The sequence below is a fragment of the Halanaerobium hydrogeniformans genome, from assembly GCF_000166415.1.
In the GTDB taxonomy this organism is placed as follows: domain Bacteria; phylum Bacillota; class Halanaerobiia; order Halanaerobiales; family Halanaerobiaceae; genus Halanaerobium; species Halanaerobium hydrogeniformans.
The window spans coordinates 2202192-2222972 of record NC_014654.1; the positions used below are offsets into that span (position 1 = coordinate 2202192).

Genomic DNA, 20781 nt, shown 5'->3' on the forward strand with positions numbered 1-20781 from the left:
TGGCAAAAGAGCCCCTACATAAAATGTACGGGCCTAATTATTATCCATTATACATATTCATAGCTCTAACTATATCCTCTTTTAGCATCAACTCTACTGCTGAAACTGATCTATCGATAACCTCACTGGCAATTTTTTTCTCTTCACCTTGAAAAGTGGTTAAAACATAATCACTTACAGGTATATTTCCCGGAGGCCTTCCAACACCAACTTTCAATCGTTTAAAATCTTTACTATCAAGTCGATTTATAATAGATTTAATCCCATTATGACCTCCACTGCTACCATTTCTTTTAAACCTTATTTTTCCCAGGTCTAAATCAAGATCATCATGAATTACTAAAAGATCTTCTAATTCGATGTCATAATATCTCAATAATTTTGCTATAGGTTGTCCACTTCTATTCATATATTTCATAGGCTGGAAGATGATAATTTTTTCCCCAGCAAAAAAATAATCTCCGTACAGACCATCAAATTTATAACTGCTGTTTACAGAATATTTTTTTGCAAGTTCAGCAGTAATCATAAAACCAATATTATGTCTAGTTCGGGCATATTTTTCGCCTGGATTACCCAGGCCAGCTATTACCTTCAACCATTAAACCTCCATAAAACAAATCTGAGCGCAGTCAAGTGACCGCACTCATCTTATTTGCTTTTAATATTCTTGATAATCTTTTTCTTCCTCGTCTTCTGCGCCTTCTTCCGCTTCTTCGTCATCCTCTTCACCAATAACTTCTGGCTCTAAGAATTCTTCTTCCTCTTCGTCTTCTTCTTCTTCAATTAGTTCAGTAGGAGTAACAACTGTTACAATTACTTCACTACTATCTGTTACTAAATCAATTCCTTCAGGTAAATCTAGATCGGCCGCTGATAAAGAATCTCCCATTTCTAAGTCTGAAATATCAATAGTAATTTCAGATGGGATCTCTGCAGGTAATGCATCAATGTCAACATTACGTAATAACTGCTGTAATACTCCACCATCATGTACTCCAGCTGCTGTACCTTCTAAATGTAATGGTACAGAAACAGTAATTTTTTCATCCATAGAAATATACTGAAAATCAACATGAAGTAACTCTCTTTTTATAACACTTTTTTGAAAGTCTTTTATAATTACAGTTGATTCTTCTCCATCATCATCGGCAACTGTTAGATCAATAATTGCATTAGAAAATAACAATTTCTCAATATCTGATGGATCTAATTTAATAGATTTTGGGTCTTTTCCTCTTCCATAAACAACACCAGGAATTTTACCGTCTCTTCTTATTTTACGGGCAACTCCTTTTCCACTTTCCGTCCTAAGTTCAACTTCAATAGAATGTCTCTCCATGACTATCCTCTCCTTGCATAAATTAAATTGTAAGTCAGTCTATACTTTAAACTGACAGGTTTACGTTAAATAAGACATAACAAATTTTATTATAACATTAAAGGTTATTATGAGCAAGCTTTTTATTAAATTGTTTATTTAAAATCCTAATTAAAATAAAACACTAACCGATAAATCTTTAAAAATACGATCTATCGCTTCGCCAACTAGAGGTGCGACTGATAAAACTTCTAAATTTTCAAGTTCATTATCTTTTTGAGCAATTGTGTTTGTAACAACAATTTTATTAATTGGAGCATTTTTTAAGCGCTCAACTGCTGGCCCGGAAAAAAGAGCATGAGTACAACAGGCATAAACATCTTTTGCTCCTTTTTCTTTTAATACCTTTGCCGCCTCAGTAATTGTACCAGCTGTATCAATAATATCATCTAATAAAATAACATTTTTACCCTTAACCTCTCCAATTACATTCATAACCTCTGCCACATTAGCTTTAGGCCTCCGTTTATCAATGATTGCCATGGGTATATTTAAACTTTCAGCAAAAGATCTTACTCTTTTTACTGAACCTACATCTGGAGCAACCGCAATTAAATCAGAACGATTATAATCTTTAAAATAATCCACCATTATTGGAGAAGCATAAAGATGATCAACAGGTATATCAAAAAAGCCCTGGATTTGTGGAGCATGAAAATCGATCGATAAAACTCTTCTAGCTCCAGCTTGAGTTAATAGATTTGCAATTAATTTTGAAGTAATAGGATCTCTCGGATTTGCTTTTCGATCCTGCCTGGCATAACCATAATATGGCATTACAGCAGTAATTCTTCTTGCTGAAGCTCTTCTTAAAGCATCAATAATTACAAGCAATTCCATTAGATTTTCATTAACAGGTGGTGCTGTAGGTTGAATTACAAAAATATCTGCTCCTCTGACTGTTTCAAAAATCCTGCTTTTAATTTCCCCATCTTTAAAACGACTAACCTCAGCATTAACTAATTCGGTCCCTAAATAATCACAGAGGTCCTCTGCTAATTTAGAATGAGCATTTCCAGAAAAGATCTTTAGCTGTTCACTATAACTTGACATCTTTAAGCCCCCCATTAAGATTAATTATTTATCTTCTTTTTTATCTTTGTAGACACGAGCTGGCATTCCCATTACTGTTGTATTTGCACTTATATCTTTAGTAACTACAGAAGCTGCTGCTGTTTTAGCATTGTCTCCAATTTTTAGTGGAGCAATTAAAATTGAATCACTACCGATAAAAACATCTTTACCAATCACTGTTTTGTGTTTGTTAACTCCATCATAATTAGCAAAAATTGTCCCAGCACCAATATTGGTTCTTTCTCCGATTTCTGCATCACCTGCGTAGCATAAATGAGGAACCTTAGCTCCACTTTTAACTTCCGCTTTTTTGAGTTCTACAAAATCTCCAATTTTACAATTATCTGAAACTTTAGATCCCGGTCTGATATAGGCAAAAGGACCAACCCTGGTATTCTGCCCAATTGTACTATTTTTTATTACAGTATTCGAAAGTATTTCTACATCGGCAGCTATCTCAGCATTTTTCAATCGACAGTGTGGGTTTATAACTGTGTTTTTAGCAATTTTAGTTTCAGCTTCTAAATAATTAAATGGATAAATAATAACATCTTTTTCGATTTCAACTTCAGCATCAATATATGTTGTGTTAGGATCAATTATAGTTACACCATTATCAAGGTGCTTATCTATAATCCGCTGTCTTAATATTTTTTCAGCTTCAGCCTGCTGTCTCCGAGTATTAATACCTATAATTTCATTTGAATCGCTTAATTTATAAGTATTAATATTTTTACCCTTTTTAACAGAGTATGAAATAATATCGGTTAAATAATATTCCTGCTGGGCATTATCATTATCTAAGTTTTTTAAAAAAGAACTTAATAATTTACTATTAACACAGTAAACACCGCTGTTTATTTCTTTAATTTTTTTCTGTTCAGCTTCTGCATCTTTTTCTTCAACTATAGCAGTTAGATTTCCAAACTTATCTTTTACTATTCTTCCATAACCACTGGGATCTGAAACTTGAGCAGTTAAAACACTTAAATCTGAACCTCTTTTTTTATGTTTTTTGACAAAGTCAGAAATACTTTCTTTTCTTAATAAAGGAGTATCTCCATATAAAATTAGTACCGGGCCAGAATGAGACCCTATATATTCTTCAGCCTGCTTAACAGCATGACCAGTACCAAGTTGTTTAGTTTGGACTACAAATTCAAGATTTTTGTTGGCTAGTTTTTGGAGCTCTTTTTTGACATTTTCTTTTTGATAACCAATAACATTAACTATTTGACTTTCAAAATCATCAAGAGTTGCAATAACATGTTTGATGATTTCCTTACCAGCTACTTTATGTAAAACTTTAATTTTATCAGATTTCATGCGTGTTCCTTTTCCAGCAGCTAAAATAATACTTAATAATTCAGCCATAAAACCCCTCCAAAGATCAGTTTATTATTATAGATAAATTATATCATTAATTATAGTCTTTTTAAATTTATTTAAACTTAAAATTATAAATACTTAAAAAATATTGACATTAATATGCCATCATAATTCTTTAATCGCTTGAAGTATAACAGAGAAAGTAATTGTTGTCAAGATGCAAAAAAGCACTATCTCAATAGAAAAAGACAGTGCTTTTCTTATTCTAACTATTTATTTAAACTAAGCCTCAACCAGATCTTCATTGAATTTATCCAAAACAGCCTTTTCTATGGTTTCCCTTAAAGTAGCTGAAATCGGAAAACAGACATCTAAGTATTCCCCATTTCGTTTCCTCCGTGCCGGCATAGAAATAAAAACTCCGTTTTTCCCCTCTATAATTCTCATGTCCCTAACTACAAGCGATTCATCAAAAGTTACAGTTGCATAAGCCTGCACCATACTTCCATTAATTTCAACTGGAAACACCCTGACATCTGTAATTTTCAATTAAAACACCACCCTTTGGAATTTTTTAGTAATTATATTATATTACCATTTTTTTCTTTTGTCAAGTGTTTTATGACATTTTTTCTATAAATTTCCAAAGTTCATCTATAGGTGGTATTTCAAAGCTCTTTTTTTCTCCGTTTTCAATAATATATCGGCCTTTTTCTATTAATTTACCGACCCTAAAAACTTCAATAGAACTATCTTTAAAAATTTCTTGAATATCTATACCTTCTGGAACAGCCATTAACATAGTTCCTGATGATATTAAAGCTGCTGGATCCATTTTTAATTTACTACAAATCTCATCTACAGCTTCTTCAACATAAAAATTATCTTTTTCTATTATGTAGCCCAAGTTGGAAGCATCTGCCATTTCTGTAATAGCACCATATACGCCACCTTCTGTGACATCATGCATAGCTTTAATCCCATTTTTTCTGGCAATTCTACTTTCTTCCATAACACTTATTCTATCAATATATGAACAAACTGTCTCAATAGATTTTTGACTAACCCCTTTTTTTAAGAGATAATCTTGATAATCATTGGCTAAAATATAACTTCCTTCAATTCCCATTCCTTTTGAAATATATAAGGAATCTCCAGCTCTAGCGTTCGAACTTGAAGTAAGTTCATTCTTATCTGCTTTGCCAAGAGCTGTTACAGTAATAATTGGTTTTTTTACTAGATTAGTTATTTCTGTATGTCCACCTAAAACTTCTACATTCATCATTTTAGCCGTAAGAACAATCTCTTCCATGATTTTTTCAGTATCTTTTTTATTTAAATAAGGTGGAAATAACAATACAACTTGAATTCCAAATGGTTCTGCTCCTGCAGCGGCCAGATCATTACAGGCCACATTAACAGCCAAAAAACCAGCCTTTTTTTCTGCACCTGTAATCGGATCAGAACTAACAACAAGCATAAAATCTCCTAAATCTACAACTGCACTATCTTCACCAGGGCCAGCTGCAAGTAGAACATCTGCTCTAAAATGATCTATTTTATCTAAAATCATTTCTTTTAATTCATTTCCTGCCAATTTGCCGATTTTCAAATCTATCACTTCCTAAAATAATTATTCAAATGATGAGAAAGCGGTATCGCTACAACACCACCTGTTATCATTTGAGCTAAATCTATAACTATTTCTGGTGGGACAAATGCCCAGCTTAACAAATAAGCTTTAGTTAAAGCATATCCAATAATCATAATAGTACCACCAGCAGCTATAGCTAAAATATTTCTATTAAATCTACTTTCCTTTTCTTTATGTGCTATTTTGCCAACTACATATCCTTCCAGCCCTTTGATAACAAAAGTAAAAGGAGCCCAAATAGAATAACCCAATATTAAATCCATTAAAGCTGAACCAACACCACCAGCTATTCCTCCAGCTTTTGCTCCAAAGGTAAGTGCGATTGTATATATTGCTACTTCTCCAAGATTAAAATATGAGCTGCTTGGTCCAGGTATATGAAGATAAGTTGCTACAGCGGTAAAAGCTATAAACAGAGCTAGAAAAGAAATGATTCTAGTATCCATATTGTTAAGATCGAAATTTTTTAGCTTTTGCTGTATATTTTCTCTGTTTTCCAAAATTATTACCCCCTAAACAGTCTCTAATAAGTAGTAAGGTATTGATCTATCTCCCACTTATGTACCTGTTTTTTATATACAGACCACTCTATCTTTTTTGCCTCAACTAGGTGCTCATAAATATGTTTGCCTAATGTTTCGCGCATCAATTGACTTTTTTGCATATAGTTGACAGCTTCAATTATATTATTAGGCAAACTAATAATACCTCTTTTTTTCCGCTGCTGATAATTCATATCATAAATATTATCAAGAGTCTGTTCTCCAGGATCTATTTCATTTTTAATACCATCTAAACCAGCTTTTAACATTACTGCTAAGGCAAGATAAGGATTTGCAGTTGGATCAGGATTTCTTAATTCCACCCTTGTAGCATCTCCTCTTGCAGATGGTACTCTTACCAGGGCACTTCTATTTTGACCTGACCAGGAAATATACACAGGTGCTTCATAGCCAGGAACAAGACGTTTATAAGAGTTTATAGTAGGGTTTAAAATTGCAGTAGTTGCTTTTGCATGTTTTAACAAACCACCAATATAATGATAAGCAATTTGACTTAAACCTAATTTGTTATTTGGATCATAAAAAGCATTTTCTCCATCTTTAAATAGCGATTGATTAACATGCATCCCAGAACCTGCTTCTGCATGAATAGGTTTCGGCATAAAAGTAGCATGTAATCCATGCTGCATTGCTATAATTTTTGTTACAAACTTAAATGTTGCTATGTTATCAGCTGTTCTCAATACATCTGTATATTTAAAATCAATTTCATGCTGACCTGGTGCAACCTCATGATGAGCAGCTTCAACTTCAAAACCCATTTTTTTTAAGGCTAATACAGTATCTCTCCGAGCATCACCACCAAGATCTACCGGTGAAAGATCAAAATAACCACCTTTATCATGAGTTTTTGTTGTAGGATTTCCTTTTTTATCTTTTTCAAATAAAAAGAATTCTGGCTCTGGACCAGCAAACATTTCAAAACCCATCTCTGCAGCCTCAGCCATTACATTTTTTAAAGTACTTCTAGGACAACCTTCGAAAGGCTCTCCATCAGGAGTATGAATGTCACACATCATTCTAGCAGTATGTCCACCATTTGTAGTCCAGGGAAATACTACAAAAGTATCATAATCCGGTCTTAAATACATATCGGATTCATGGATACGTGTAAAACCTTCAATCGAAGAACCATCAAACATTATCTTCCCATCTAATGCTGCAGGTAGCTGTTCAATTGTAATAGCAACATTTTTCAGAATCCCCAAAATATCTACGAATTGCAATCTGATAAATTCTACATTTCTTTCTTCAGCTATTCTTAATATTTCATCTTTAGTCTTTTTTTCCATCTTTGTTTTCCCCCTCAGGAGATTCGCTTTTGTTAATTAAAGAAAGTTTCTTGAGTAAAGCTGAGCGATTAGAAACAGGATAAAGAGAATCTAAATTTACATCTCCATAATTATTTAAAGAATCACCATAATCTAAAGTCTGATAATCTTCTTCAAAAAAATCTTCTTCAATTTCTGGAGCAGTAATTTTTGACCTTATTGTCTCTATACTGTTACCCTGATCTAAAAGCTCTTTTATTTTGAAAAGCACTTTAATATCACTTTCAGAAAAAAGCCTCTGATTTCCACTGCTTCGCTCAGGAAAAATTAAATCTTGCTCGTCATAATAACGAATCTGCCTTGAGCTTAATCCAGTTCTCCTTTTTGCTTCTTTCATTGTAATATTTTTATCTCTTTTCATAATTAACACTTCTCCTAAATTTATTATTTATCGCAGAAATTATAACATTAATAATATTTTATGTCAATTATATGTGAGCTATTAGCTTTAATTTTAATATCTGTCAATTGTTTTAACAACTGTGACAAAATCATTTTTTCTAGGCCAGCGAGCCGCCACTTTTTCTGCAGCAGATCTATTATTATAAACTGCAAATACTGTTGGACCACTACCAGACATCAAATAAAATTCAGCTGCAGTTTTCTTAATAATATTTTTTACATCTTTTATATCCTGACAAATCTTTTTAGCGGGAGCTTCTAAATCATTTTTATAATCTAAGTTCCAGTTAATATTCTCATCTTTTTTTATATTTTTAAGTAATTTTTCAAAATTAAAAGTATTATTTCCTTTCATTTTGTCATAAAGACTATATATCTTAGGAGTGGATATACATAATTGAGGAGTAACTATTAAAAGATCTTTTTCTCCAATAAAAGGTAAAAATTCAAGTATCTCACCTCTGCCTTGAGCATAAACAGTTCCACCTTCAAGACAAAAAGGTACATCCGAACCTATTTCAACTAAAAGAGATCTAAGTTTAGAGTAATTATACTCAAGTTCATATAAATCATAAAGAGCTCTCAGCACAGCTGCAGCATCTGTACTGCCACCAGCCAGGCCAGCCGCTATGGGTATGTTCTTTTGAATATAGACTTCTACACCACCATCTACATTATTTTCTGCAAAAAAAATCTCTGCAGCTTGATAAGCAAGGTTTTCTTCATCGGTAGGGAGTTCAACCTTCGAATTCTTTACAACGATCCCCCCACTTCTTTTCTTAAGCTTAATTCTGTCTGCAAGTGAAATGCTCTGGAAAATAGTTTTTATTTCATGATAGCCATCATCTCTTAAACCATCTACTTTTAATGCCAAATTAATTTTTGCCGGAGCATTAACATATAATTCCTTCAATTTATCTCCCCCAATCCAATATTTAAACTTTAAATTTATTATACTAAAGATTATAATTAAAAAGCAAAGCTAATTTCCCTTTAAAACTTGATTTATTTATGATAATATTATTTTTAATGAATTGACCGTTAGTCAGATTAAATTAAAAGATATGAAAAGGAGAGAGATAGAAATGGAAACAGATAAAATGATTAAAGCAGCCTTAATGACTGCATTGACTGCAGTTGGGGCTTATTTAATAATCCCACTCCCATTTTCTCCAGTCCCAATAACCCTGCAAACCTTTTTTGTGATTTTAGCAGGTCGTTTATTGGGTAAAAAATATGGATTTCTTTCACAAATAAGTTATTTATTACTCGGTGCTGCAGGATTACCAATCTTTTCTGGCGGGCAGGGTGGTTTAGGTGTAATTGCTGGTCCAACCGGCGGTTTTTTAATTAGTTTTGCTGCTGCTGCCTGGATAGCCGGACATTATTATAAAGAAGAAAGGAAAAATATTTTTATTTATTCTGCTGCAGTTTTAAGTACTTACATAATAGGATGCAGTTATTTTGTTTTAACCACCGGAACAGCAATAGCAGCAGCATTAAATATGACAGTTATACCCTTTATACCTGGTGATATATTTAAAATAATACTAGTAATAATTTTAGCCCCAATTCTAGAAAAAAGAATCAAAAATTCTTAGTTTTAGACTAGCGGCAAATTACCAAAATTAAACATTCTGTGCCTAAACATCGGCATTTGAGGTACTGGTCCATGATTAATTAAAAGATATATTAAAAATCCAGCAGCAATAATTATCAGTAAAGGAACTATAAACCAAAAAGAACTATTCTGAAGCAAGACATGAAGACCATAGATAATTAGTAAAACAGGCCAGTAACTTCTTATAAAAAGAGCTAAATTAAACTGATAAATTCCAAGTGTTTCACCTAAAAATATAATTCCAGTTATAATTAATATCAGTCCAAGAATATTTTGGCTTCTATTATCTGTCATTGTTATCCTCCCTCTTTAAAAGCATAAATCCAGCTGCTATTAAAACTATAGGCCAGTATCTCTGCCAGTATATATTGGGCAGCCAAATATCAACTAAAAACAAAAAGCCAATTATTATTAAAAGAACTGCAAAAAGCTTTTGTCTTTTATTCTCGTTTTCATTCTCCACATTTTCTTCCGCTTTTTCTTCAATATAATAATCTTCCTCTATTTCTTCATTTGTTTTGTAAATTGGTTTTTCCGAAATAACAAGCCAGGCAATTAAATAGGCAAATAAACCGAAACCTCTGAAAAGAAATATAAACAGCAGAGCTAATCTAATAAGCGAAGAATCAACATTAAAATATTCAGCTATTCCTCCACAAACTCCAGCAACCATTCTGTCATCACGGGACCGATATAATTTTTTAGCCATTAGAAACTTCCTTTCTTAATTTAATTATCCAGCTAAATCTGTTCTGAATTCTTCATTGTATAGTTTTGCATATTTTCCGCCTTTTTTTATCAGTTGTTCATGTCTACCACGCTCAACAATGCCATCATCAGTTAAAACAATAATCTGGTCAGCGTTAATTACAGTAGAAAGTCGGTGAGCAATTACTAGAGTTGTCCTTCCCTCGGCAAGTTTTTCTAAAGATTCTTGAATAATTCTCTCGCTCTCATTATCAAGTGATGAAGTTGCCTCATCTAAAATTAAAATCGGTGGATTTTTAAGAAATGACCTAGCTATAGAAATTCTCTGCTTTTGTCCTCCAGATAATTTAACTCCTCTTTCACCAATATTAGTATCATATCCATTAGTCAAATTAATAATAAATTGATGTGCATTAGCTTTTTTGGCTGCTTTAATTATTTCTTCATCTGTAGCATTTTGATTTCCATAAGCGATATTTTCTCGAACTGTACCATTAAAAAGGAATACATCCTGCTGAACAATGCCAATATTTTTTCGTAGAGATTCTAATTTAAATTCTCTAATATCAGTTCCATCTATAGAAAGACTACCCGCATTTATTTCATAAAAACGTGGTAAAAGCTTCGTTAAAGTTGACTTGCCAGCACCAGATGGGCCAACAAAAGCAACCGTCTTTCCTGGTTCTATAGTTATATTGATATTTTCCAGTACTTTTTCCTGATTATCATAAGCAAAAGTTAAATCCTTATATTCAATCTTACCATCTACATCTTTTAATTCAACTGCATTTGCTTTATCAACGATTTCTGGGTCAACCGCTAATAATTCTCTAAAACGACTAAAACCTGACATTCCTCTTTGAAACTGTTCATTAAAATTGACCAACCTTTTAATAGGATCCATAAACATATTTACATAAAATAGGAAGGCAACCATCTGTCCTGTGGTTAAAGAACCAATATAAATAAAATAACCACCAGCAGACAGAGTGATTAAATTAATTAAGTTAATAAATAAATTCATTCCAGAATGAAATTTAGCCATATTTTTCATGGCATATTCTCGAGAACGCCGATAGCTATGGTTACCCTCATAAAATTTATCATTCTCGTACTCTTCATTGGTAAAAGATTTAACAACCCTTATTCCACTCAAACTATCTTCAACAATTGCATTAACTTCTGCCATTTTTTCTCTAATGACCTTAAGTGCCTCATACATTTTTTCACCTAGTTTGATTGAAAAAATAAGCATAACAGGAATTAAAGCAAAAGTAATTAAGGCTAACTGCCAGTGCATATTCATTAAGATAATAAAAGCTCCAATTAAAAGCATCGAAGAAATAAAAATATCTTCCGGTCCATGATGAGCAAGTTCCGACATATTGTTTAAATCATTGACCACCCGGGACATTAAGTAACCTACCTTATTATTATCATAAAATTTAAAAGATAGTTTTTGCAAATGGGTAAATAATTCTGATCGCATATCAGTTTCCATTCTGATACCAACAACATGACCCCAGTAATGAACAATATATTGAAAAAAATATCTAAGCAAATAAAGTCCTAATAAAATTAGGGCTATTCTGAGCATCATATTAAGATCCCGATTAGGGAAATGCTGATCTATTAACTGCTGTATAAATACTGGAAAAACTAGATCCAAGCTGGACATTAAAAAAGCACAGCCAATATCTACTAAAAATAGCTTCCAGTGATTTTTATAATAAGCTGCAAACTGCCTTAACACAAGAGAGACCCCCTTTATTGTCTAAATAAAAATTTTATCACAGTAATTAAAATTTTGCAATTATAGCATATAAAAATCAAAAAAAATACACCCTAGTAATAAGAGTGTACCTTTATGATTTATTTATTCACTTAAAATATCTAATTCTCGAAAATAAATTTTAAAGCTATTCAAGCTCTTCCCAATTTCCTGTTTTCATATAGACAGTCCGTTCGCAGATGTTGGTCGAATGGTCTCCAATTCGCTCTAAAAAACGACTGATAAACATCAATGAAGTCCCTTGTTCAATTGTAGCACAGTCATTTTTCATAACGTTTAACAACTCATGCTTAATCTTTTTATCTAGCATATTTACTTTTTTATCTCGAGCAGCAACCTCTTTTGCCTTCTCAATATCCATATCAACAAAGGCTTTCAAACTTCCTCTCAACTGCTGCACGACTATCTCTTTCATCCCAGGTAGATCCTGCATCTCTTTGATTAATGGCTGTTCACCAATATCCTTAACTCTATGGGCAATATTAGATGCATTGTCACCAATTCTTTCTAGATCAGTTACCAACTTAGAAATTACAATAATTTTTCTTAAATCAATTGCAACTGGTTGCTGTAGAGCAATTAAACGAGTACACTTTTCTTCGATATCTAATTCATAAGCATCTATAAGATCATCATCTTTTATAACTTTATCAGCCAACTCAAGATCTTTATTCATTAAGGCCTCAATACTTTTACTGATACTTTCTCCAACAATACTTCCCATTTTTAGCATTTCTCTTTCTAAATCTTTTAATTCTGCATGAAAACTTTTGCGAGAATCACTCATTTTTTATATACCCCCTTAATACTTCTAAGCTCATAAAAATTTTAGCCAAAACGCCCTGTAATATAGTCTTCAGTTCGCTGTTCGGTTGGATTTTCAAATATTTTATCGGTTCTATCATATTCTATCAACTCACCCATAAGGAAAAATCCGGTCATATCAGAAACTCGAGCAGCCTGCTGCATATTATGAGTTACAATTACAATACTGTAATTTTTCTTCAATTCTTTAATGAGATCTTCTATTTTTGCTGTTGCAACTGGATCTAAAGCTGAAGCAGGCTCATCCATTAAAATCACTTCCGGTTTGACAGCTAACGCTCTTGCTATACATAAACGCTGCTGCTGACCACCAGATAAATCCAGGGCAGATTTATCTAATCTATCTCTTACTTCAGAATAAAGAACAGCTGATTTGAGACTTTCAACTACTATTTCTTCTAATTTTGCTTTGTCTTTGATTCCATGCATTCTAGGGCCATAAGCAATATTATCAAAAATAGATTTAGGAAACGGATTAGGCTGCTGAAAAACCATTCCTATTTTTTTTCTTAACTCAACAACATCAACACCATTTTGATAAATATCTTTATTATCTAAAAGTACTTCTCCTTCGATGCTAGTTTTTTCAATTAAATCATTCATTCTATTTAATGTCCTTAAAAAAGTAGATTTTCCACAGCCAGAAGGACCAATTAAAGCAGTAATCTTTTTTTCTTCTATATTCATATTTATATCATACAAAGCCTGAAATTGATTGTAATAAAAGTTTAAATTATTAATCTCAAATTTATAGTTATTTTCCATTCTGTTTTCCCTTCCTTTTTTTATCTTTTATATTTTTTTCGCAGTTTGTTTCTCAAAATAATTGCTGTCAGATTAACTACTAAAACTAAAGTTATTAAAACTAGTGCTGTACCATAAGCAATTGGTCTAACTCTAGCAATTGCATGATGCTGAGTTGATAAAATATATAAATGATAGGGTAAAGCCATAAACTGGCTAAATATTGACTTAGGTAAATAAGGCAGAAAAAATGCTGCTCCTGTAAATAGTATTGGCGCTGTTTCTCCTGCTGATCGAGCAAGTCCTAAAATAGAACCGGTCAACATTCCTGGTAAAGCTACAGGTAAAACATTATTTTTTATTGTCTGCCATTTAGTAGCACCCAGAGCAAGAGAACCATCTCTATATGAACGCGGCACAGTTTTTAATGCTTCTTCACTGGCAGTAATAGTTATCGGTAGTGTCATCATTGCCAGAGTTAAACCCGCACTTAAGATAGATACTCCAAAGCCAAATAATACAACAAAAATTCCTACCCCAAAAAGCCCAAATACAATCGAAGGTACACCGGCTAAATTTCTAATTGCCATTCTAATCAATCTACTGCTTCGACCTTTTTTAGCATATTCATTAAGATAAATTGCTCCAAATGCTCCCAGCGGAATTGAAACTGCTGCTGTGATAACAGTAATTAAAAAAGTTCCATAAATCGCAGGGAAAATACCGCCTTCTGTCAGGTTTCTTCTGGGAGCAGTACTTAAAAACTCCCAGCTTATAACACCAATCCCTTTGCGAACAATATCAAATAAAATTATAAAAAGAATTGATAAAACAATTAAAGCTGATAACCTTAAAGTCCAAAACCCAATTTTTTCTTTTAAATCATTAGACAATTATTCCACCTCCTGATATTTGTGGAGAATAATATCTGATATTAAATTTACTGCAAAAGTCATAATAAATAAGACAAGACCTACTGCAAACAAAGCATAATAGTGGGTTGTATGGTGAGGCACTTCCCCCAACTCTATTGCTATTGTAGCAGTCATTGTTCTTACTGATGAAAAGAACCCTGAAGGCATTCTAGGTGCATTACCAGTTGCCATTAAAACTGTCATGGTCTCTCCAATTGCTCTACCCATTCCAAGCATAACTGCAGCAGTTATCCCGGATAAAGCTGATGGAATAGTAACTTTAATCAAAGTCTGCCAGCGGTTTGCTCCTAAAGCCAGAGAAGCATTTTTGTATGATTTAGGAACAGCAGCTATCGCATCTTCAGATAACGAAATTATGGTAGGCAGAGACATAACTGCAAGTAATATCGAACCATTAAGAGCATTTAAACCATTCGACAAATTAAAAGTTCTTGCAATTAAAGGCCCAAGTAATACAATGCCTAAAAATCCAATAACAACTGAAGGTATACCTGCTAGTATCTCTATAACAGGTTTTAAAATAACTTTAACTTTTGGGTTAGCTATTTCTGATAAATAAGCAGCAGTTGCTATACCCAATGGAACTGCTATTATCATAGCCCCAAATGTAACCATCAGTGTGCTTACAACCTGACTTAAAATTCCATACTCTATATTTGAAAATGAAGTTGGGTTCCAGCGCTTTGAAGTGAAAAATTCCTGAAATCCAATTTCTCTAAAAGCTGGAATACTATTAGATAAAAGAATATAAAAAATTCCTATTAATACAATAACTACAACTAAACTGTTGATAAAGAAAAATTTTTCAATAAATTTTTCTTTTGTTTCCCGTTTCATAATATATCTCCTTCCAAAAAATAATAACTAGAACTATTTAATATTATATAATTATCAAAACATATTGATAGGAAGGCATTTGCCTCCCTATCTATATATAGAATATTTTTTATTTTTACCAGCCTAAATTTTCTTTATTCATTTCTATATATTCTTCTGTAACTGGGTAAAAACCAGAATCTACAGCTACCTGCTGACCTGCATCACTTAAAACAAATTCCAGATATTCTTTGACCATACCTTCTGGAACACCATTACTATAATGATGTAGAGGCCTTGCTACTGGATAACTTCCATCAGCAACATTTGCCGGATCTATAGGAGTTACATAGGGAGAATCTTCATCTGCTGCAACTTTTACTATTTTTAAACCCTCTACAGGTTTTCCTTCATCTACTGTATAACCAACTCCAACATATCCTATTGCGGATTTATCACTTAAAATACCTTCTACAATTTGAGCATTACCATTCATTCTCATTTTATCATCACTATAGTCACCTTTTAATATATTTTCTCTAAAATACACATATGTCCCCGAGTTACTCTGACGTCCATATAGGCTAATATCCTGATCTTTACCACCAAGTTCAGACCAGTTTGTTATCTCACCTTTAAAAACTGCTCCAATTTGTTCTACTGTTAATTCTTCAACTGGATTATCTTCATTTACAATAACTGACAAACCATCAAGTGCAATTACAATTCTTTTTGGTTCTACTCCCTTTGCTCTAGCTTGAGCCATCTCTTCCTCGGAAATTTCACGAGAAGAATTTGCTAGATCAACCTGATTGTTTATTATTGCTGCAATTCCAGTACCTGATCCACCACCTGTTACAGAAATCATTGCCTCAGGATTTAAGTCCATAAATGCTTCTGCCAGATTAGATGTTAAATTAACCTGAGTATCTGAACCTCTTATTTGAATAAAACCATCTTGAGCTGAAACTTGAGTAAAGGTTAAAGAAAATACTGCCGCCAACAAAAGTAATAAGATAAATGTTTTTTTCATTAAATATTTCCCCCTTAATTAATTTTTAATTTTCTTTTTTATAACTCTAATAACAATTTAGCATCTAAATGTTACAGCAATATTTCTCCAATGTTAAGAATTTGTAAACAAAGTAAAAAACCGCCCAAAAGGCGGTATAAGATGTTGATTTCTGGATTAAACAGAAATATTTTATTTTCAATCAGCTATATTGAGATAAAAACTAAACTTGCTTCCTTCACCTACACGACTTTCTACTTTTATCTCACTACCATGTTGTTTAATAATATTTCTTACAATAGAAAGCCCTATACCTGTACCTCCAAGCTCTCGAGAACGTGCTTTATCTACCCTATAAAATCTTTCAAAAATTCTTTCTTGCTCGTCAACAGGAATTCCAATTCCATTATCCTGAATTTCAAAATAAAGTTTATCAGATTTTTTTTGGACTGAAATATTAATTGTGCCTCCAGAAGAACTGTATTTAATAGCATTATCAATTAAATTAATTAAAACCTGTTCTACCTGTTCTCTAACCATATAAACCTGAGGTAAATCATCTTCAATTTCTAAATTAATATTAATATCTTTTAGTTGGGCATTTTTTTCAAGTAAATGATAAACTTTTTGAAAAGTCTTTAAAAAATCGCCTGGATAAAGCTCAAAAGACTGAGATTCTATTTTAGAAAGGTTTAACAAGTCTGTAATTAATAATGAAAGTCTATTAGTTTCTTCTTTAATTATCTTTAAAAACTTCTCCTTAGTTTTTTGATCTTCAATATCACTTTCTAAAAGAGTATCTAAATAACCTAAAATAGATGTTAATGGAGTTCTTAATTCATGAGAAACATTTGCCACAAAATCATTACGCACTGTTTCTAACTTTCTAAGTTCTGTGATATCAGTTAAAACTATAACCCCACCATTTATATCTTTGTTATCTCCTAAAAGCGGAATAAATGTTGTCTGAATAATTTTTTTGTCAGGATTTTGATAGATAATTTCTCTACTAATGCTTTCTTTTTCATCTAAAGATCTCTGCAAATACATATCCAATCGATGATTAAATAAAGAACTTATTAAATTTTTGCCCTTAATAGCCTGTTCATCGATATTAAAAATTTTTTGAGCAGCAGGATTAATAAGTGAAACTCGACCCTCTGAATCAGTTGCTATAACACCATCTACCATGCTTTTTAAGATTGCTTCAATTCTATTTTTTTCTTTAGATATTTCTGCTATTTTATCTTCAAGTTCTGCTGCCATATGATTGAACATCATTGCTAACTTTTCTATTTCACTATTATATTTTCTAATAGATATTCTTTGACTTAAATCTCCCTGAGCTATTTTTTCAGCAGTATTAGTAATTTTTTCAAGAGGCTTTACTATATTTGAAGTTAACTGCCAGGTTAAAAAGAACATGAAAAAACTTAAAATTATAAAGAAAAATAAATAATTTTTTATATCTTCAATTAAAATATTATTTATAAATTCTAAAGATCTGGCTGTCCTTATAACTCCCATCACTTCATTATTTATAATAATTGCCTGAGCAAGATAAAGCATATCTTCATCTATTGTACTGCTATAGCGAATAGAATCAGCAGCTTCTTGAGTTCTAATTGCTGCTTCAATCTCTTGTCTGTTGATATGATTATCCATATCTTCAATATTATAATGAGAATCTGCTAAAACATTACCTCTAATGTCTATAACTGTTATTCTGGTGTCAGTATCTTCCGCCCATTGCTCTGTTTTCTCTGCTAATAAAGATAACTCAGTAGTAAAATCATCTCTAAAATCATTTAAAATCAAATTGGAATAATGTTTTAAATTCATTCTCTCTTTTTCTAGATATAAATCACGATGTTTATAACTAATATAATAAAAACTTAAACCTAAAACTAAGAGTTGTATAATTATAAAGATAATAATTATCCTATTTTTTATCCCCATCTGTTTCCACTTTAACAAATTTATAGCCCACCCCCCTAACAGTTTTTATATACTCAGAGCTGCTTTTTTTTCGCAATCTTCTAATATGGACATCTACAGTTCTTGTATCTCCAGCATATTCATAGCCCCATATTTTTTCTAAAAGTAAATTTCTACTTAATACACGACCCTGATTTAAAATTAAATAACGAAGCAGTTCAAATTCTTTTAAAGTAAGAGAAATATTTTCATCTTTAAATTTAACCTCATGCCTGGAAATATCAATTTTAAAATCACCTGCAATTATTATTTCATCTTTAATTGTATCTTTATCTAGCTTAAGTTCTTCCATTCTCCTAAAAATTGCTTTAATCCTTGCAATTAATTCTCGTGGGCTAAAGGGCTTTGTCATATAATCATCTGCGCCCATTTCTAAACCCAGAATTCTTTCAAGTTCTTCACCTTTAGCAGTTAACATAATAATTGCAATTTTTTTAAGTTTTTCATCAGCACGAAGTCTTCTACAAACTTCCATTCCATCAATTTCAGGTAGCATTAAATCAAGAACAACAAGATCAATATTAGTAGATATTTTTTCTAAAGCCTCTTTTCCATTAGAAGCAGTTAGAACTTTAAAACCAGCACCTTCTAAATTAAATTTAACTAATTCTCGAATATTCTTTTCATCTTCAACAATTAAAATTTTTCCCATTATAAATTCTCCCTGATTATATATTATTAAGATGATTTTTAAGTTATTATCTATATTGTATCAAAAAGAGGCCCCTTAAAAAAGGAGCCTCTGCACAATAAAACTATATTTATGTTAAATCTTTGTAAATTATACCGCTTTTGCTTCTTTTCCTGCTGCTTTTACTTTGTGATCACCATCATAAATTTCAATAATGCTGTGAGCAATATCTGCCATTTGATCAGTAATATGTTCTAAAGTATCAAGAATTTCTAATAATAAGATTCCTGCATTCGGATCACAAATTTCTTTATCTGATCTTTTAATTCTGCTAATACTTTCTCCTCTAATTTTAATCTGCATCTCATCTAATCTTTCTTCTGCTGCAATAATTTCTTTCGCAATCTCTAAATCATGAGTTTCAATAAGCTTAACAGATTTATCTAAAACATCACAAACAATATTATAAACCTTTTCGATAGTCTTTCGCCCCTCTACAGAAAAATTAATTTTATTTTCCACTCTGTTTTCTAAGAAATCAGCAATATCATCTGCATCATCTGCAATACTTTCAATATCATCAACTACGGCAAAATATTTATCTAAAGTTCTAATATCAACATCATTTAACTGAGCCTGAGGAATCTTTTGAATGAAATGCAAAAGCTCTTCTTCAACTTCGTTAATGATAGTTTCGTGTCTTCTTATTTTTTTAATAATATCTCCATCAGCATCTAAAAATGCCTGTACTGTTTCACAAACCATGTCTCTTGCTATTTCATGCATATAAACTATTTCTTTTTTAACCTGTTCAATTGCTACATAAGGTGTACTCAACATCCTATCATCAATAAAGGTAGTACCATGTTTTAAAGTGGTATCTTCTCCTGGTATAATTTTTTTAACTAAATAAACTAAAAAACCAGTAAAAGGAAGCCAGATTAAAGTGTTTAAAATATTGAAAAATGTGTGGGTATTTGCAATTAAACGTTCAGTTGACAATGTTTGCTGACCAAAAAGCCTGCTTACAGTTAATAAAATATTTTCAATAAAAATTGAAAAATCAGGAATAATATATAAGAAAGTAATCATAATGGCTGCACCTAAAACATTGAACAAAAAGTGCGCTGCTGCTGCTCTTTTAGCTGTAAGATTAGCACCAATAGCAGATAATATTGTTGTTACTGTTGTACCAATATTATTACCTAAAAGAATGGGTATTGCAGAATAATAATCAATAGCACCTGCTGAAACTAAACCTAATAAAATACCAAAAGATGCAGTACTACTCTGAACTGCCACAGTTACAAAGAGACCTGTTAATACACCTAAAACAGGATAATGGGCAAAACTTTCAATAAATTCTATAAAAAATACTGAATCTCTTAAAGGCGCCATCGTATCGCTCATTGTCTGCATTCCTAAAAATAATAATCCAAAACCTAATAATACCTGCCCGATATACTGAGGTTTTTTTCTTTTTGAAAATAAATATGCAAAAGCTCCCAGTGCTATAGCATGAAAGGCATAGTCTCCTAATTTAAAAGCTACCAGTTGAGCAGTTATTGTGGTACCAATATTAGCACCCATAATAACTCCTACAGATTGAATTAATGTCATAATACCGGCATTAACAAAACCAACAACCATTACAGTTGTAGCACTACTGCTCTGGATAATAGAAGTAACCAATGCTCCAACCCCAACCCCCATAATTGGTTTTGAAGTCATTTTTGCTAAAATATGACGTAATCTTTTTCCTGCTGTTTTCTGCAGCCCTTCACTCATTTGCTTCATACCATATATAAAGAGGCCAAGCCCCCCAAGCAGACCAATTAACATATTAAATTCCAAGCAAATCTCCCCTTCCCGCTTGATCATATCCATCTAAATTAATTTTAGTGCTCTATGTTATAAAAATAAAGTAAAATTATACCTGGATACTTTTAGCTTAAAAACAAATAT

Annotated in this window: 22 protein-coding genes; 1 reads left to right on the forward strand and 21 read right to left on the reverse strand. The window is 32.0% G+C overall.

Translation table 11 applies throughout. The features are described from left to right. Nucleotides 1-40: 40 nt before the first annotated feature. The 10 genes from pth to ispE form a co-directional block, all read right to left on the reverse strand. On the reverse strand, nucleotides 41-598 hold the full coding sequence (gene pth, locus HALSA_RS10245) for an aminoacyl-tRNA hydrolase (RefSeq protein ID WP_013406479.1): 558 nt from the start codon (nucleotides 596-598) through the stop codon (nucleotides 41-43). A gap of 63 nt (nucleotides 599-661) precedes the next feature. Further along, the gene (locus tag HALSA_RS10250; protein ID WP_013406480.1) at nucleotides 662-1342 is read right to left on the reverse strand and encodes a 50S ribosomal protein L25; all 681 of its coding nucleotides are present in this window, start codon (nucleotides 1340-1342) and stop codon (nucleotides 662-664) included. A gap of 150 nt (nucleotides 1343-1492) precedes the next feature. Beyond that, complete coding sequence (locus HALSA_RS10255) at nucleotides 1493-2434, reverse strand: ribose-phosphate diphosphokinase (protein ID WP_013406481.1); 942 nt, start codon at nucleotides 2432-2434, stop codon at nucleotides 1493-1495. Nucleotides 2435-2458: 24 nt separating this feature from the next. Next, entirely contained in the window at nucleotides 2459-3829 is a 1371-nt protein-coding gene (glmU, locus tag HALSA_RS10260; RefSeq protein ID WP_013406482.1) for a bifunctional UDP-N-acetylglucosamine diphosphorylase/glucosamine-1-phosphate N-acetyltransferase GlmU, read from the reverse strand. Nucleotides 3830-4066: 237 nt separating this feature from the next. Beyond that, on the reverse strand, nucleotides 4067-4333 hold the full coding sequence (locus HALSA_RS10265; protein WP_013406483.1) for a SpoVG family protein: 267 nt from the start codon (nucleotides 4331-4333) through the stop codon (nucleotides 4067-4069). 70 nt (nucleotides 4334-4403) lie between these two features. Further along, nucleotides 4404-5405 carry an AIR synthase family protein gene (locus tag HALSA_RS10270; protein WP_013406484.1) on the reverse strand — a complete coding sequence of 334 codons (1002 nt, stop codon included), beginning with the start codon at nucleotides 5403-5405 and terminating at the stop codon, nucleotides 4404-4406. Then, nucleotides 5402-5938, reverse strand: coding sequence for an ECF transporter S component (locus tag HALSA_RS10275; RefSeq protein ID WP_013406485.1), 537 nt, complete (start codon nucleotides 5936-5938; stop codon nucleotides 5402-5404). Before HALSA_RS10275 ends, HALSA_RS10270 begins: the two co-directional genes overlap by 4 nt. A 23-nt stretch (nucleotides 5939-5961) precedes the next feature. After that, nucleotides 5962-7293: a type I glutamate--ammonia ligase gene (glnA, locus tag HALSA_RS10280; protein ID WP_013406486.1), complete on the reverse strand. Its 1332-nt coding sequence runs from the start codon at nucleotides 7291-7293 to the stop codon at nucleotides 5962-5964. After that, on the reverse strand, nucleotides 7277-7693 hold the full coding sequence (locus HALSA_RS10285) for a MerR family transcriptional regulator (RefSeq protein WP_013406487.1): 417 nt from the start codon (nucleotides 7691-7693) through the stop codon (nucleotides 7277-7279). Before HALSA_RS10285 ends, glnA begins: the two co-directional genes overlap by 17 nt. A gap of 93 nt (nucleotides 7694-7786) precedes the next feature. Next, entirely contained in the window at nucleotides 7787-8647 is an 861-nt protein-coding gene (gene ispE / locus HALSA_RS10290; protein ID WP_013406488.1) for a 4-(cytidine 5'-diphospho)-2-C-methyl-D-erythritol kinase, read from the reverse strand. A gap of 172 nt (nucleotides 8648-8819) precedes the next feature. Between ispE and HALSA_RS10295 the strand changes: the two genes are divergently transcribed. Continuing rightward, nucleotides 8820-9335 carry a biotin transporter BioY gene (locus HALSA_RS10295; RefSeq protein WP_013406489.1) on the forward strand — a complete coding sequence of 172 codons (516 nt, stop codon included), beginning with the start codon at nucleotides 8820-8822 and terminating at the stop codon, nucleotides 9333-9335. A gap of 2 nt (nucleotides 9336-9337) precedes the next feature. Here HALSA_RS10295 and HALSA_RS10300 read toward each other — a convergent pair whose 3' ends face one another. From HALSA_RS10300 to HALSA_RS10350, 11 genes are all read right to left on the reverse strand, one after another. After that, nucleotides 9338-9649 carry a LiaI-LiaF-like domain-containing protein gene (locus tag HALSA_RS10300; protein WP_013406490.1) on the reverse strand — a complete coding sequence of 104 codons (312 nt, stop codon included), beginning with the start codon at nucleotides 9647-9649 and terminating at the stop codon, nucleotides 9338-9340. Further along, entirely contained in the window at nucleotides 9639-10064 is a 426-nt protein-coding gene (locus HALSA_RS10305; protein ID WP_013406491.1) for a PspC domain-containing protein, read from the reverse strand. Before HALSA_RS10305 ends, HALSA_RS10300 begins: the two co-directional genes overlap by 11 nt. 24 nt (nucleotides 10065-10088) lie before the next feature. Beyond that, nucleotides 10089-11816, reverse strand: a complete 1728-nt coding sequence (locus HALSA_RS10310) for an ABC transporter ATP-binding protein (protein WP_013406492.1) — start codon at nucleotides 11814-11816, stop codon at nucleotides 10089-10091. A 166-nt stretch (nucleotides 11817-11982) separates the two neighbouring features. Further along, a complete protein-coding gene (phoU, locus tag HALSA_RS10315; RefSeq protein WP_013406493.1) occupies nucleotides 11983-12642 on the reverse strand; it encodes a phosphate signaling complex protein PhoU in 660 nt (219 codons plus the stop codon). Between the two features lie 41 nt (nucleotides 12643-12683). Further along, a complete protein-coding gene (gene pstB, locus HALSA_RS10320; protein ID WP_013406494.1) occupies nucleotides 12684-13445 on the reverse strand; it encodes a phosphate ABC transporter ATP-binding protein PstB in 762 nt (253 codons plus the stop codon). A 20-nt stretch (nucleotides 13446-13465) separates the two neighbouring features. Next, nucleotides 13466-14317 (reverse strand): phosphate ABC transporter permease PstA, encoded by an 852-nt coding sequence (gene pstA, locus HALSA_RS10325; protein ID WP_013406495.1) that lies wholly within the window; start codon nucleotides 14315-14317, stop codon nucleotides 13466-13468. Next, nucleotides 14318-15196 carry a phosphate ABC transporter permease subunit PstC gene (gene pstC, locus HALSA_RS10330; RefSeq protein WP_013406496.1) on the reverse strand — a complete coding sequence of 293 codons (879 nt, stop codon included), beginning with the start codon at nucleotides 15194-15196 and terminating at the stop codon, nucleotides 14318-14320. A 115-nt stretch (nucleotides 15197-15311) separates the two neighbouring features. Further along, nucleotides 15312-16208 carry a PstS family phosphate ABC transporter substrate-binding protein gene (locus HALSA_RS10335; RefSeq protein WP_013406497.1) on the reverse strand — a complete coding sequence of 299 codons (897 nt, stop codon included), beginning with the start codon at nucleotides 16206-16208 and terminating at the stop codon, nucleotides 15312-15314. A 177-nt stretch (nucleotides 16209-16385) separates the two neighbouring features. Beyond that, complete coding sequence (pnpS, locus tag HALSA_RS10340; RefSeq protein ID WP_013406498.1) at nucleotides 16386-18164, reverse strand: two-component system histidine kinase PnpS; 1779 nt, start codon at nucleotides 18162-18164, stop codon at nucleotides 16386-16388. Then, on the reverse strand, nucleotides 18130-18837 hold the full coding sequence (locus HALSA_RS10345; RefSeq protein ID WP_013406499.1) for a response regulator: 708 nt from the start codon (nucleotides 18835-18837) through the stop codon (nucleotides 18130-18132). Before HALSA_RS10345 ends, pnpS begins: the two co-directional genes overlap by 35 nt. 129 nt (nucleotides 18838-18966) lie before the next feature. Beyond that, the gene (locus HALSA_RS10350; protein ID WP_013406500.1) at nucleotides 18967-20670 is read right to left on the reverse strand and encodes a Na/Pi cotransporter family protein; all 1704 of its coding nucleotides are present in this window, start codon (nucleotides 20668-20670) and stop codon (nucleotides 18967-18969) included. Between the last annotated feature and the right edge of the window lie 111 nt (nucleotides 20671-20781).

Excerpts from the sequence above, each read along its gene's own strand:
- HALSA_RS10250 (WP_013406480.1), bottom strand. The coding sequence starts at position 1,342 with ATGGAGAGACATTCTATTGAAGTTGAACTTAGGACGGAAAGTGGAAAA.
- glnA (WP_013406486.1), bottom strand. The coding sequence starts at position 7,293 with ATGGAAAAAAAGACTAAAGATGAAATATTAAGAATAGCTGAAGAAAGA.
- HALSA_RS10295 (WP_013406489.1), top strand. The coding sequence starts at position 8,820 with ATGGAAACAGATAAAATGATTAAAGCAGCCTTAATGACTGCATTGACT.
- pstB (WP_013406494.1), bottom strand. The coding sequence starts at position 13,445 with ATGGAAAATAACTATAAATTTGAGATTAATAATTTAAACTTTTATTAC.
- pstC (WP_013406496.1), bottom strand. The coding sequence starts at position 15,196 with ATGAAACGGGAAACAAAAGAAAAATTTATTGAAAAATTTTTCTTTATC.
- HALSA_RS10345 (WP_013406499.1), bottom strand. The coding sequence starts at position 18,837 with ATGGGAAAAATTTTAATTGTTGAAGATGAAAAGAATATTCGAGAATTA.
- HALSA_RS10305 (WP_013406491.1), bottom strand. The coding sequence starts at position 10,064 with ATGGCTAAAAAATTATATCGGTCCCGTGATGACAGAATGGTTGCTGGA.
- HALSA_RS10285 (WP_013406487.1), bottom strand. The coding sequence starts at position 7,693 with ATGAAAAGAGATAAAAATATTACAATGAAAGAAGCAAAAAGGAGAACT.
- HALSA_RS10300 (WP_013406490.1), bottom strand. The coding sequence starts at position 9,649 with ATGACAGATAATAGAAGCCAAAATATTCTTGGACTGATATTAATTATA.
- glmU (WP_013406482.1), bottom strand. The coding sequence starts at position 3,829 with ATGGCTGAATTATTAAGTATTATTTTAGCTGCTGGAAAAGGAACACGC.
- HALSA_RS10335 (WP_013406497.1), bottom strand. The coding sequence starts at position 16,208 with ATGAAAAAAACATTTATCTTATTACTTTTGTTGGCGGCAGTATTTTCT.
- phoU (WP_013406493.1), bottom strand. The coding sequence starts at position 12,642 with ATGAGTGATTCTCGCAAAAGTTTTCATGCAGAATTAAAAGATTTAGAA.
- HALSA_RS10255 (WP_013406481.1), bottom strand. The coding sequence starts at position 2,434 with ATGTCAAGTTATAGTGAACAGCTAAAGATCTTTTCTGGAAATGCTCAT.